The organism is Pelosinus sp. sgz500959, from assembly GCF_042610375.1.
Taxonomy (GTDB): Bacteria; Bacillota; Negativicutes; order DSM-13327; family DSM-13327; genus CTSoil-075.
In genome coordinates, this window is record NZ_JBGJZL010000003.1 from 20899 (window position 1) to 34915 (window position 14017).

General features: G+C 38.9%; 13 protein-coding genes. 11 read left to right on the forward strand and 2 right to left on the reverse strand.

What is annotated here, in order from left to right:
• Positions 1-296: 296 nt before the first annotated feature.
• The 10 genes from ACAN52_RS05010 to proB all read left to right on the forward strand — a co-directional run bounded on the left by ACAN52_RS05010 (position 297) and on the right by proB (position 8770).
• Positions 297-2150 (forward strand): TIGR03960 family B12-binding radical SAM protein, encoded by a 1854-nt coding sequence (locus ACAN52_RS05010; protein WP_378953152.1) that lies wholly within the window; start codon positions 297-299, stop codon positions 2148-2150.
• Positions 2150-2854 carry a TIGR03936 family radical SAM-associated protein gene (locus ACAN52_RS05015; RefSeq protein ID WP_378953154.1) on the forward strand — a complete coding sequence of 235 codons (705 nt, stop codon included), beginning with the start codon at positions 2150-2152 and terminating at the stop codon, positions 2852-2854. The genes ACAN52_RS05010 and ACAN52_RS05015 overlap by 1 nt, the downstream gene beginning before the upstream one ends.
• A 45-nt stretch (positions 2855-2899) precedes the next feature.
• The gene (locus ACAN52_RS05020; protein ID WP_378953156.1) at positions 2900-4342 is read left to right on the forward strand and encodes a ribonuclease E/G; all 1443 of its coding nucleotides are present in this window, start codon (positions 2900-2902) and stop codon (positions 4340-4342) included.
• A 158-nt stretch (positions 4343-4500) separates the two neighbouring features.
• Positions 4501-4812 carry a 50S ribosomal protein L21 gene (gene rplU, locus ACAN52_RS05025; RefSeq protein ID WP_378953158.1) on the forward strand — a complete coding sequence of 104 codons (312 nt, stop codon included), beginning with the start codon at positions 4501-4503 and terminating at the stop codon, positions 4810-4812.
• Positions 4813-4814: 2 nt separating this feature from the next.
• Positions 4815-5135 carry a ribosomal-processing cysteine protease Prp gene (locus ACAN52_RS05030; RefSeq protein WP_378953159.1) on the forward strand — a complete coding sequence of 107 codons (321 nt, stop codon included), beginning with the start codon at positions 4815-4817 and terminating at the stop codon, positions 5133-5135.
• Positions 5136-5142: 7 nt separating this feature from the next.
• Entirely contained in the window at positions 5143-5433 is a 291-nt protein-coding gene (rpmA, locus tag ACAN52_RS05035; protein WP_378953161.1) for a 50S ribosomal protein L27, read from the forward strand.
• A gap of 176 nt (positions 5434-5609) precedes the next feature.
• Positions 5610-5825, forward strand: a complete 216-nt coding sequence (locus ACAN52_RS05040; protein WP_378953163.1) for a Spo0B domain-containing protein — start codon at positions 5610-5612, stop codon at positions 5823-5825.
• Positions 5826-5986: 161 nt separating this feature from the next.
• Entirely contained in the window at positions 5987-7258 is a 1272-nt protein-coding gene (gene obgE / locus ACAN52_RS05045; RefSeq protein ID WP_378953165.1) for a GTPase ObgE, read from the forward strand.
• A gap of 15 nt (positions 7259-7273) precedes the next feature.
• On the forward strand, positions 7274-7588 hold the full coding sequence (gene yhbY / locus ACAN52_RS05050) for a ribosome assembly RNA-binding protein YhbY (RefSeq protein WP_378953167.1): 315 nt from the start codon (positions 7274-7276) through the stop codon (positions 7586-7588).
• A 54-nt stretch (positions 7589-7642) separates the two neighbouring features.
• The gene (proB, locus tag ACAN52_RS05055; RefSeq protein WP_378953169.1) at positions 7643-8770 is read left to right on the forward strand and encodes a glutamate 5-kinase; all 1128 of its coding nucleotides are present in this window, start codon (positions 7643-7645) and stop codon (positions 8768-8770) included.
• An 86-nt stretch (positions 8771-8856) separates the two neighbouring features.
• Here the strand turns inward: proB and ACAN52_RS05060 are convergent, their stop codons facing one another.
• Together ACAN52_RS05060 and ACAN52_RS05065 are read right to left on the reverse strand one after the other, a co-directional pair.
• Positions 8857-9456 carry a hypothetical protein gene (locus ACAN52_RS05060; protein ID WP_378953171.1) on the reverse strand — a complete coding sequence of 200 codons (600 nt, stop codon included), beginning with the start codon at positions 9454-9456 and terminating at the stop codon, positions 8857-8859.
• Between the two features lie 242 nt (positions 9457-9698).
• The gene (locus ACAN52_RS05065) at positions 9699-12233 is read right to left on the reverse strand and encodes a glycogen/starch/alpha-glucan phosphorylase (RefSeq protein ID WP_378953172.1); all 2535 of its coding nucleotides are present in this window, start codon (positions 12231-12233) and stop codon (positions 9699-9701) included.
• A gap of 429 nt (positions 12234-12662) precedes the next feature.
• Between ACAN52_RS05065 and ACAN52_RS05070 the strand changes: the two genes are divergently transcribed.
• Positions 12663-13916 (forward strand): glutamate-5-semialdehyde dehydrogenase, encoded by a 1254-nt coding sequence (locus tag ACAN52_RS05070; protein ID WP_378953174.1) that lies wholly within the window; start codon positions 12663-12665, stop codon positions 13914-13916.
• The last annotated feature ends 101 nt before the right edge of the window (positions 13917-14017 follow it).

Below are 14017 nucleotides of genomic sequence, written 5' to 3' on the forward strand. Positions count from 1 at the left end.
AGTGTTTTTTACGTAATCAGAAAGTATAACACTTTCTGATTACAAGTAAGAACGACTAAGGCTTCTGCCGGCATCTGAGGACTTAGCACAAGCCAAGTCTTTTCTTATGTAAGTATAAATTTGATCGCTTTCTACCCTGCAAGTCTTTTATTATATAATAAAAGGCTTGCAGGATTTTTGATTATTGTGTAGAACCTAAGGTAGGATATCTGACTAAGTTTATGGTATTTTTGGGCAACATATATATACAAAATATATAGTATTTTAAAGCGAAAATTTGGAGGTTATTTTTATTTATGATTACTCTAGATCCTGCCATTTTAAACAGGGTTATTAAACCTGCACGGTATACAGGTAACGAACTCAATAGTGTAAAAAAAGATCATAGTACAGTTGCAGTGACAGTTGCTTTGGCGCTGCCAGATGTATATGAAGTAGGTATGTCAAACTTAGGACTCAAAATTCTTTATCAAATTCTTAATAACCGCATGGATACTGCGGCTGAGCGAGTCTATGCACCTTGGGTGGATATGGAAGCTGAAATGCGGGCTCATCAGATTCCCTTATACACTCTCGAAAGTTTAAAACCAGTCATCGAATTTGATATTGTTGGTTTTTCCTTGCAATATGAGATGAGCTATAGCAATGTCCTCAATATGTTAGACTTGGCTGGTATTCCTTTGTTGACAGCCGATCGTGATGAAAATCAGCCATTGATTGTCGGTGGTGGACCGTGTACTTTTAACGCTGAACCAGCTGCAGATTTTTTTGACTGTTTTATTTTAGGTGAAGGCGAAGAAATTGTTGAAGATATGGTTGAAGTTGTTGCTGCTTGGAAGAAATCAGGCAAGATCGATGGTAGAGTGGGTTTGCTTAAAAAACTAGCAAGTATTCAAGGGATGTATATACCATCTCTCTATGATGTGACATATCATACTGATGGTACAGTGGCACAAATCGTACCAAACTGTGGTGAAGCAAGTCCTGTTGTGACCAAAAGAGTAGTTCAAGATTTAAATAAAGTAGAATTTGCAACTAGACCCGTTCTACCTTATTTGGATATTGTCCATGATCGCATTATGTTAGAATTATTCCGCGGCTGTACGCGAGGATGCCGTTTTTGTCAGGCAGGGGTTCTTTATCGCCCTGTACGGGAGAGAACTCCTGAGACATTATTGAAAATTGCCAAAGAGTTGGTGGATAGTACTGGTTATCGGGAAATATCCTTGACTTCCCTCAGTTCAGCTGATTATTCTTGTTTACCTGAGGTTGTTCAAACTTTGATTGATGAGTTAAGAGGCCAAGAAGTGAGTATATCGTTGCCATCTCTACGTATTGATAGTTTTTCCATTGAACTGGCACAAAAATTACAACAGGTACGTAAAAGTGGACTGACATTTGCTCCGGAAGCTGGTACACAAAGATTACGTGATGTGATCAATAAAGGAGTGACTGAAAAGAACCTAGAGGATTCTGTAAGGGCTGCTTTTCAGGCTGGTTGGTCATCAGTTAAGTTATATTTTATGATGGGCTTGCCCACAGAAACGGATGAGGACGTACTGGGTATTGCTAAGTTAGCTTATCGAGTACTTGATATATACAAAGAAGTAAAAGGGCGTAGAGGTGCCAAAGTCACAATCAGCGTCGCATGTTTTGTTCCTAAACCCCACACCCCTTTTCAGTGGTTTGCCCAAGATCAAGATGCTGAATTTGAGCGTAAACAAAGGTTGTTAAAAGCACAACTTAAGGATCGAAATATTACTTTTAATTGGCATGATGCGCGTACTAGTTTCTTAGAAGGAGCTTTTGCTCGTGGTGATAGAAGACTTGGACAGGTACTACTGACAGCTTGGCAAAATGGTGCCCGATTTGATGGTTGGTCTGAGCATTTTAAATATAATACATGGATAGAAGCTTTTAAAACTGCGGAGCTTGATCCTCATTTCTATGCGACACGGGAACGTTCTTTTGATGAAGTCATGCCATGGGATCACTTATCATCAGGGGCAACAAAGGAATTTTTGTATCGAGAATATCAAACTGGAATCAAAGAAGAATTGACAGTTGATTGCCGACGAGATCAGTGCAGTGCTTGTGGTGTATGTCAAGAATTAGATGTTGAGGTCATCGATTGGGGGAAGAAGGCATAATGGCAAAGTTACGTTTAGAAATTACTAAAGGTGAAGAAATTCGTTATATTTCTCATCTTGATTATGCAAGTGCGATGGAGCGAGCCATTATACGTGCTAAGTTACCAGCAGCTTATTCTGAGGGCTTTAATCCTCATATGAAGATTGCTTTTGCTTCTGCATTGGCAGTGGGGGTCACAAGTCAGGCTGAATATATGGACCTTGACTTTAAGGAAGAAGTTGATTTAGTCGAAGGTGTGAAAAGGCTTGCAGCCAAATTGCCACCTGGTATCAGGGTGAAAAGTGCAAAATATATGCCTGCTAGCATTCCAGCTTTAATGGCTATTGTGAATCTAGCTACTTATGATGTGATTGTCCCTTTGAGTGGGACAGAGGATTATACGGCAGCTCAAGAAAGTGTTCGACGTTTCAATGAAACACAAGAGGTTTTATATATGCGTCATACGCCAAAAGGTAGAAAAGAAATTGAAATTAAACAATATATGGATAAACCAATTCAAATTTTCCATGAAGGCAAAGATATAAAATTAGTCATTCATATAAAAATTACACCAACGGGCAGCATTAAGCCAGGTGAAGTATTAGCAGCTTTGGCATCCATGTTCGATTTGGCGGTCAAGAAAGATAGTGCGTTGATTGATCGCACTGGATTATATGTTGCAACGGATAAGAGTTGTTTAACACCAATTGAGATATACGGGTAAGAATCAGATAAATTTTCTAAAATAATGAAGAAAGGAGGAGGTCTGATGGCTAAAACAATTGTGGTCAATAGTACACCGGAAGAAACTCGAATGGGCATTTTCGAAGGAAAAGAACTCATTGAAATATCAGTAGAGAGAACGAAAAGTGGGCATCATGTCGGTAATATTTATAAAGGTAAAACTAAAAATGTATTGCCAGGGATGCAAGCGGCATTTATTGATATCGGTAAAGAAAAAAATGCTTTTTTATATGTTGGTGATGAATTACAGGCCAATGCCACGCCTAAGAATGTTGATCAGACTTTAACTGTTGGTAAAGAAATTATGATTCAAATTGTAAAGGATGCCCTTGGCACAAAAGGACCAAGGGCGACTACCAATTTGACCCTGCCTGGACGGTATGTTGTGTTCATGCCTACAGTCGATTACATTGCCATATCCCGGCGTATTGCCAGTGAAGAAGAACGGACAAGGCTTAAGCAGTTGGTTGAAAAAGTTCGTCCAGCAGGTATGGGGATCATTGTGCGAACCATGGCTGAAGGTAAGAGTGAAGATGATTTGCATAAAGATATTGAATATCTTTATAATTTATGGAGTGCATTAAGTGCGCGGGCTAAAAGAGCTGCTGCTCCTATTTTGTTATATCGGGATGTGGATCTGATCATTCGTATTGTTCGTGATTATTTATCCGAAGATGTAGGAGAATTTGTTCTTGATAATCGGGAAGCATATGGACGAGTTCGTGATTTACTTCAATATACATCCCCGGAACTGATGAATAAGATCAGACTCTATGAAGGGAAAGAAGACATTTTTTCTCATTATGGACTTGAAGCTGAACTCGAGAAAGTCGGGCAGCGCTGTGTCTGGTTAAAGTGCGGTGGATATATTGTCATTGATAAAACAGAGGCGTTAACAGTCATCGATGTGAATACTGGAAAATTTGTCGGCTCAACGAAACTCGCTGATACCGTATTTCGCACTAACTTAGAAGCTGCAACTGAAATTGCACATCAACTACGATTGCGAGATATTGGCGGCATTATTATTGTTGATTTTATTGATATGGATGATGAAGAACATAAACAAGCTGTGATTGAAGCCTTAGAGGCAAATTTTAAGCGAGATCGAACAAAAACAAATGTATTGGGTTTTACGGAGCTAGGATTGGTTGAGATCACGCGTAAAAAGGCACGACAAAATCTAGAAGGTATGCTTTATAGTGAGTGCCCTTGCTGCGCGGGGCGTGGTCGAGTGCAGTCTTCTGAAACGGTAGTGATCAATATATGGCGTATGATGCGTAAAATCATGGGGGAACCTAGGCGACAAGGAAAAATGGTGATTCAGGTCCACCCCTTAGTTGCTGAAATGATGAAGAATCAAGGAGAACTCACTCGCATGGAACAAGAACTTGCTTGTTCTTTGCGCCTGGAAAGTGTCCCTGCTATGCATCCAGAAGTATTTTCTGTTTTGCATGAAAATGAATAGATAATAGTAAAAATGATTGACAAAAAAATATTCATATGATATCATCACATAATGTAGGTGTCATGCTTACGTCCCAAACCGCACGGAGAGGTCACAAAAATTCGCCCCTGGCGATACCGTATTCGGCGAGTACAATATGAGGGAGGTGTAATGTAATAATGTATGCAATTATCGAAACAGGTGGCAAACAATACCGCGTTTCTGAAGGTGAATTCATCTTCGTTGAAAAACTTGAAGCTCTTGAAGAAGAAGCAGTTCAATTTGATCGTGTATTGACTGTGGTAACCGATGGTGATGTCGTAGTTGGTAAACCTTTAGTTATTGGTGCAACAGTAACTGGTAAAGTTGTTTCCCATGGCAAAGGTAAAAAGATTTTTATTTTCAAATATAAAGCAAAATCAAATTACCGTAGACGTCAAGGTCATCGTCAGCCTTATACTAAAGTTCTTATTGAAAAGATCGAAGCATAAGCATGATAAAAATAGAGATTGTTCGGAATTTAGACCAGGATATAGTTGGGTTTAGTGTGAATGGACATGCCAATACCGCGCCTCATGGGCAAGATATTGTATGTGCAGGTATATCGGCTTTAACACAAACTGCAGTACTGGGGCTAGATCGACAGTTGAAAAAGAAAGTTCACCTTAAGATTGCCAGTGGTAATCTTAAGATGAACTTGTTAGATAACCCGGATGCATTAACGAATGCAATTCTGGAAACCATGTTAATTGGTTTAACAGAAATTGGGAAGATAAATCCCCAAAGTGTTCGTATTTTAGAACGCAGGAGGTGAAGTACGGATGTTTAATTTTAATTTACAATTATTTGCCCACAAAAAAGGGGTAGGTAGTACTCGTAATGGTCGTGATAGTGAATCGAAACGCCTTGGCGTTAAGCGTCACGCAGGCCAAGTGGTAACTGCTGGTAGCATTTTGGTTCGTCAGAGAGGTACTCATTTCCATACTGGTCAAAACGTTGGCATTGGTAGTGATGATACCCTATATGCGAAAATTGATGGACGTGTCGCTTTTGAACGCAAAGGCCGCAGAGATCGTCAAGTCAGCGTATATGCAATTGAAGAAGCTATCTAAGATAGACGCCTGCGGCTAAGTCAGCCGCAGGTATTATTTTTATCCGATTCAAAGTAGTTACTTATCAATACAAAGAGGGGTAACCTCTAATAAAAACATACAAAAGCAAGTGGTTTTATTGTATAATAATAGTCAAACTTATATGTGTGGGTCGATAAGGGAGAAGTGATTAAAAGATGGAAAATCATGAAATAGACTCGGAAAGTGTTAATTTGCTGAAAATACAACGGCATGATTTCATTAACCATTTACAGGTTATTCATGCATTGCTCCAGCTAGGACGCACTGAAAAGGCTCTTATATATATTGAAGAATTAGCGAAGGACTCACGATTGATTTCGGATACTCTTGCCAGATATGAAGAGCAGGGCAGAAATATAAAAAAAGCCTAATGATATGACTGGGTATGACAGTAACTGTTTTGAAGCGGACAAAAATTGGAGGTATTTTCTTTCAATACCTAGAGTTGTTTGTGTAAAAAAATAGATAATGGTATATATTACAGATAATAATTAATATTTTTATAGGTTGATAACCTAAAGGGGTTTTACAGATGTTTATTGACAGAGCAAGAATACACGTTGTATCCGGTAATGGCGGTAATGGTATGTCCAGTTGGCGCCGAGAAAAATTTGTTCCTAGAGGTGGCCCAAGTGGTGGAGATGGCGGACGTGGAGGCGATGTAATATTAATCGTTGATGCCAACACGAATACATTAATCGATTTTCGTTATAAACGCAAATTTGTAGCGCAAAATGGTGTAGGCGGACAAACAAAAAATATGCATGGTCATAACGCTGAGTCTACTTATATTAAAGTACCAGCTGGAACATTAGTAAAAGATGATGAAACCGGAGCGGTGATCGCTGATCTCACGAAGGTCGGTCAGCAAGCAGTGTTAGTTAAAGGTGGTCGTGGTGGTCGTGGTAATGCTCGTTTCGTAAACAGTGTGAACAGGGCACCAACTTTTTCTGAAAATGGTGCACCAGGCGCTGAACGTATCGTACGTTTAGAATTAAAGCTATTAGCAGACATTGGACTCGTTGGTTATCCCAGTGTTGGAAAGTCTAGTATTATTTCTTGCGTATCAGCAGCAAAGCCAGAAGTTGCTGCCTATCATTTCACAACATTAACACCTGTTCTTGGTGTAGTCAGTCTTGATGAAGGCCATAGCTTCGTCATTGCCGATATTCCAGGCCTCATTGAAGGAGCTCATGAAGGGGTAGGACTTGGACATGATTTCTTACGGCATATTGAACGTACAAAAATTATCCTTCATGTTCTTGATGTCTCAGGTTTAGAAGGTCGCGATCCAATTGATGATTATAATAAAATTAATAATGAACTGAAGCTATATAATGAACGGCTATCAACTCGTCCACAAATTATTGTTGCCAACAAAATGGATCTAATTGAGTCTCAGGAAAATTTACCACGCGTAGTTGAATATATGGAAAAACTAGGTCATAAAGTGTATCCAGTATCAGCAGCTACTGGTGAAGGTTTACCAGAACTTATGCAAGTCTCATCTCAATTATTGCTTGAATATGTAGAACCACCTGAAGAAACAGATGATACAATCGTTTATGAAGCTAAGCCAGAAGTTGAATTTACAATTGGTCGTGACATGGATGGTGCTTACTTAGTTCGTGGCAAGGGTATTGAAAAATTGGTTGCCATGACCAATTTTGATAATGAAGAAGGTCTACGCCGTTTTCAACAAGTATTCCGTAAACGGGGCATGGAAGATGCATTGAAAGAAAATGGTATCAAAGAAGGCGATACAGTACGTATCGGTGAAATGGAATTTGAATTTAGATTATAGAGGGGAAATAAACGAGTGGAAGAAATTACATTAACAGGGAAACAAAAAAGTTATTTACGTTCTTTAGGAAGTACCATGAATCCGATTGTACAGATTGGGAAAACAGGAGTATCAGAGCCATTACTTGATAGTGCTCAAGAAGCATTAGTCGCTCGCGAATTGATTAAAGTTAAAGTGTTACAAAATTGTGTTGAAGAACCTAAAGCTGTACTTGCGGATTTAGCAAATGCTGTCGATGCACAGCTCGTTCAGGTCATTGGCCGTAATGGTCTCTTATACAAACGCAATCGGGATCCAGAGAAAAAACATAAAATAGAGTTACCTTCTTAATAGAAAGAGGCTGTTTTAAACAGCCTCTCATCTTATAACTGGTGGTGGAGAAACATGTTTACTCGAGAGAACTTGGCCCAAGCAAAACGCGTGGTTGTCAAAGTAGGAACTAGTACACTAACGCACAGTACCGGCAAATTGAATTTGTGGCGCATAGAAAAATTGGTGCGTGAACTTGCTGATTTAGCTAATCAGGGAAAAGAAATGATCTTAGTGACCTCCGGTGCTGTTGGTGCTGGTATGGATTTTTTAGGACTAAAAGAAAGACCAAAAACCATTCCAGAAAAACAAGCAGCTGCTGCCGTGGGTCAAGGAAGACTGATGCATACTTATGAAAAGTTCTTTAGCGAACATGGACAGGTTGTAGCTCAGGTTCTCTTAACTCGAGAGGATTCAGTAAAACGTACTCGCTATACCAATTGCCGTAATACTTTATTAACATTGCTAAAAATGGGTGTTATCCCTATTATTAATGAAAATGATGCAGTGGCTATTGATGAATTAAAAATTGGTGATAATGATACATTATCAGCCATGGTAGCGAGCATTGTCGATGCAGATGTATTGATTATCCTATCTGATATTGAAGGTGTATATACTGATAATCCTCAGTCAAATCCAGAGGCAACCTTAATTGAGGAAATTAGCGACATTACACCGGAAATAGAAGCCTTAGCTGGTGGGGCAGGAACTCTGCGCGGCACAGGTGGTATGTATACAAAAATGCAGGCTGGAAAAATTGCAGTCAATTCAGGCGTATCCATGGTGATTGCCTCTGGACTACGAGATGGTGTATTGCGGGATGTACTGGCCGGGACTAATGTAGGGACTATTTTTTTATCCAAAGAAAATCGTTTGCAAGTCCGTAAACGTTGGCTGGCTTTTGGTGCTCGAACGCAAGGTGTGATTACAGTTGATAAAGGCTGTGAAAAAGCTGTATTATCAGGTGGATCAAGTGTATTATCTGCTGGAATTACAGCAGTAGAAGGGCATTTTGAGCACGGTAATACCATTAGTGTTATGACGATTGAAGGGCGAGAAATTGCTCGGGGAATTGCCAACTATAGTGGGGAAGAAGCGCGAAAAATTATGGGTGCTCATACCAATGAACTTGTCAAAATCTTAGGCTCAAAACCCTATGATGAAGTGATTCATCGTGATAATATGGTCTTATTAGTATAAAAGTTTATAAAAGTACTTTAAAGGCTTATCGATATTGAATTCCTTCAATGGAACTCAGTATCGATTTTTATTTTTTACCGCAATGATTAATCCATTTCTTCTGCTAGAGGTTCATCGGTTAATTCAAATAATGCAGCAGTAAATTCTGCGACATGTTCCTTTTCATCGTTCATGAGTGTGCAAAAATGTTCTTTTACGCGATGATCTTTAGCTTGATTCATATAGTGCTGATACTTATTTATCGCATGAAGCTCGTCTTGTATTGCTTTAGTAAGGCAACGTATGGCCGGTAAGTCTTTTTTATTAGGGGGGATTACCTGTACGTCTTGCTCTTGCTGAATATTTTGGGGACAAACCCATTTAGGTCGACTCACTTGTCTTTTCATTGTGAGGAAATCGAGATCTTCTTCCTCAAGCATTTCCGCCTGCACAGGATCGAATAGAGAGATAAGTCTCATGGTTTCTACATAATGCTGCATTTCATCTTTAACTACATTCAAGAAAACTTCATCTAAACAAGTCTCTGCTGCGCAGGTTAAATAATCTGCAATTGCTCCTCTCTCATCTGCAGCAGCATCTCTGAGGAGATATAAGTCAGGATGATTAGGGCACTCATCCATATCAAACGTACATGAAGGTGGACAGCCATAATTGTTTTTTGGTGGATAATAATTATTATTAGGCATTAGTATTCCTCCTTTATCTGATCAATGTATACTATGATATAGTAGATATAGAAGTGTATTCTTTATATTTAATAGTCAGATTTGAGAAAAAATCTAATGATTGATGCTACATTGCAAAAAGAATAATATGATTAGTTACAGTATTGAAATACCTTTCAAAGCTTATGAAATTAAACTCTTTTACTTGGATTCATAACAAAACCAGCAAATCATCTTAAAATTGATTTGCTGGTTTTGTTATGTTAATGAGGGACGTGTATGTTATTTGAAGAGATTGTTTGTTGGAGCTTTGAAGTAAAGGCACATCCATGGAGTCGACTGGTAAATTTATCATCATTTGAGCAATAGCATTGGGGAGAAATAGTTGGGTTCATATTCCAAACATCCATAGCATATTCGGTAAAAGTTCGATCTCCAGAGAACTTACCAGAATGAGCAATATTATGAACACACATGCTCAGCCATTGATTACGATTCCGGTATTGTTGATCCAATCTAAGTTGTGCATCTGCATAAGAGGCAAAATCTTTTAATACAAAGAATTGATCATTGTGGTAAAGGAACGATTCAAAAAGAGATTTAAACTCATCGGTACCTACGGGGAAAAAACCATTAATGAGTTGGTCAAGTACAGTTTTAATTCGTTCATCCTTATTGTAAACATCCCATGGATTATATCCGCCATGCTCATGTAATTCAAGTACTTCATTGGCGGTCAAACCGAAGAAAACAATATTATTATCTCCTACGACATTACGAATTTCGATATTGGCCCCATCTAGGGTACCAATGGTAATCGCTCCATTCATCATGAACTTCATATTACCTGTACCGCATGCTTCCTGACTCGCTGTAGGGATCTGCTCGCTTACATTCGTTGCAGGGATGATCAGTTCAGCCATTGTGACATTATAGTTTTCGATAAAGACAACCTTGATTTTATCTCGGATTGACTTATCCTTATTGATGACTGTAGCGAGAGTATTGATTAGCTTTATGGTTTGTTTGGCTAGGTGGTATCCAGGGGCAGCTTTGCCACCAAAAATGAAAGTACGAGGAATAATATCTAAATCTGGATTTTCTCGCAGTAGATTGTAAAGATGCATAATGTGGAAAACATTCATAGTTTGACGCTTATAACCGTGAATTCGTTTGATATGTGAATCAAAGATGGAATCAACATCAATTCTGATACCTTGGACATCTCTGATATGCTCAGCAAGCCTAGATTTGTTATATCTTTTAATCCGTGCTAATTTTTCTTGAAATACATGATCATCAGCATATTTTAATATCTTCAACAGATCACAGGGGTGGCTAATCCAACTAGATCCGATGCTCTCATTCAGTAAGCTACTGAGTCTTGGATTAATTTTTAAGAGCCAGCGACGATGAGCAACTCCATTGGTTTTGTTATTAAATCTAGTAGGATAAAATTGATGAAATTGATTCATGACCCGTGTTTTTAAAATCTCGGTATGGATTTGCGCTACACCATTTACGCTGTGGCTACCGACAATTGCTAAATTCGCCATATGGATAGTATGATCAGAAATAATTGCCATTGATCTAATTTTGTCCCAGTCTCCTGGATAGCGATTCCACAATTCATGACAAAACCGTTCATTCATTTCATTGATGATGAGATATAACCTTGGTAGGAGATTCTGTATCATATCAATTGGCCATTTTTCTAGTGCTTCAGGCAGTACTGTGTGATTGGTGTATGAAAAAATATTCACAGTTATCTTCCAAGCTTCATCCCAGCCCATTTCTTCTACATCGATTAATATACGCATCATTTCGGGAATTGCTAGAGCAGGATGGGTATCATTGATATGGATGGCAATATAATCAGCAAGATGGTCTAAGGGAAGAGCTCTTTGTTTATAGTTCTTAATAATACTTTGCAGGCTTGCTGATACAAGAAAATAATGCTGCTTTAACCTTAATACTTTACCTTCATAAGCACTGTCATCAGGATATAATACACTTGATAATGATTCCACTGTTTTTGTATATTCCATACTTGTTACGCAATCTAACATGTCGGCGGTTGAGCAAATAAAATTTTCCTCAGAAGCCTCAGCGCTCCATATCCGTAAGGTATTGATCGTGTCATTTTTATAGCCCAAAATTGGCACATCATAGGGTACAGCAAATACCGTATCATAGTTTTCATGAAGATAGCGCAATTTGTCATTTGATACAACTCGTATATTACCACCAAAATTCACGGATACGGTTTGATCCGATCTTTTAAACTCCCAAGGAAAACCTTGGTCTAACCAATTATCTGGAACTTCAACTTGATAGCCATTGACAATTTTTTGCTCAAAAAAACCATAACGATAGCGTAGAGAGCAGCCGTGCCCGGGTAAACTTTCAGCAGCCATAGAATCAAGATAACAAGCGGCCAGACGTCCAAGACCACCATTGCCAAGACCGGGATCTTCTTCTGCTTTTTCCAAAACATCGAGGCTGATGCCAAGTTCTGCGAGGGCCTCTTTGCATAGATCATAGATTCCTAAATTGAGCAAATTCATGCCTAACATACGACCAATTAAAAATTCAATAGATAAATAGTAGACTTGCTTTGACCCTTCTTGTTGGTAGTGCTGATCACTGGCAATCCACTTTTTACTTATATAATCACGGACTAAACTACTTAAAGTTCGATAACGCTCAGCATTTGATGTTTCTTCTAAACTTTTTACATGCATAGTCATTAATTTTTCAAGAAATTGATCCTTAAATAGTTCTTTGTTAAGTTTCATGAAACCCTCCTCAATTTGATCATTGATGTATGATAGATGATTAGTTTTCTCATTATTAGTATAGCTTTTAAGGTAGATCCTTATTCTAATTTTCCAGTAACCTAACGATTGCTGGATTAAAAGCATAGTCGTGAATGCTCATTAGAGAATTATTTTAGGACGGGATTTTATTATAATCGGTACTTAAAACAGATCAGAATATAAGAAGGTTAAATGATAAAAAATGCTAGTAAAATCAAGCGTTAAAGGTTATAATTAACACTACTTTATTATTCAAAATATCGAATGATTGCATTAATACAAGAGAGAGGGTTTGCTCTAGGATACACCTATAGACGCAGGCGTAAGACTTAGTCATTCTTACTTGAATTTGCAATGCGATACATTTTCTGATGACACAAATAAGTTGCTACGAGGGGAGATTTTTATATGGATTATCTGTCAGAATTGACTGCTAAAGGAAAAAGCGCTAAGCAGGCTGGGAGAAAACTTGCTACTTTATCGACCTCTATCAAAAATAAGGCACTTGTCAGTATGGCGGATGCTCTGGAACAAGAGTATGTAAGTATTCTGACCGCAAATGCGATTGATGTGGAAAATGGTAGGGTTAAAGGCTTGCCAGAGTCCATGCTTGATCGCCTAAGACTTACTGAGAGCCGAATTCAGGCTATGGCTGAGGGGCTTAGACAGATTGCTGCCTTACCTGATCCTATTGGTGAAGTGCTCAGTCAAGTGCGCCGTCCGAATGGACTGGAAATCAACAAAGTGCGTGTGCCACTTGGGGTGATTGGTATTATTTATGAGTCCAGACCGAATGTGACAGTCGATGCAACAGGTCTTTGCCTTAAAGCTGGTAATGCGGTACTGCTACGTGGTGGATCAGAAGCCATCCATTCTAATATTGCCATTATCAAAGTGATTGCAGAGGCTGCCTATGAGGCTGGTATCCCAGTTGGTGCCCTTCAATTGATCGAGACGACTGATCGCCAGGCTGTGAATGCGATGCTGAAACTGAATCAATATCTTGATGTCATCATTCCGCGGGGTGGTGCTGGGCTGATTAAAACCGTGGTTGAAAATAGCACGGTGCCAGTCATTGAAACGGGTACAGGGATTTGTCATACTTTTATTGATGAGTCGGCTGATCTTCATATGGCGCAGGAAGTTGCTTTAAACGCTAAAATTTCTAGACCTGGTACGTGTAATACCATGGAAACGCTGTTAGTACATCAAAGAATCGCGGAACAGTTTTTGCCCTCGATGTTGAGTCTGTATCAGAAAGCTGGTGTAGAGTTAAGAGGCTGCCTGGAGACTATGAAGTATCATGAAATAGTGAAACTTGCCAGTGATGAAGATTGGGCCACAGAATACTTGGACTTTATCTTGTCGGTTAAAGTGGTTGCTGATCTTGATGAAGCTCTTGATCATATTCACCAATACAGTACTCTCCATTCAGAAGCCATTATTACCAAGAATACTGATAATGCCACACGTTTTCAGCAAGAAGTTGATGCTGCTGCTGTTTATGTCAATGCTTCTACTCGCTTTACTGATGGCTTTGAATTTGGCTTTGGTGCCGAAATTGGCATCAGTACTCAAAAAATTCATGCACGTGGACCTATGGGGCTAGCTGAGCTTACTAGTATTAAATATTTAATTAATGGTAATGGGCAAATACGATAACAGAATATAAATGATAAGCCTCCTAATCAGTAGTATGCTGATTAGGAGGCTTATCTTATAGTAGCTGAGTATAGCGTAAAAAATATCTGTGTATTATCCAA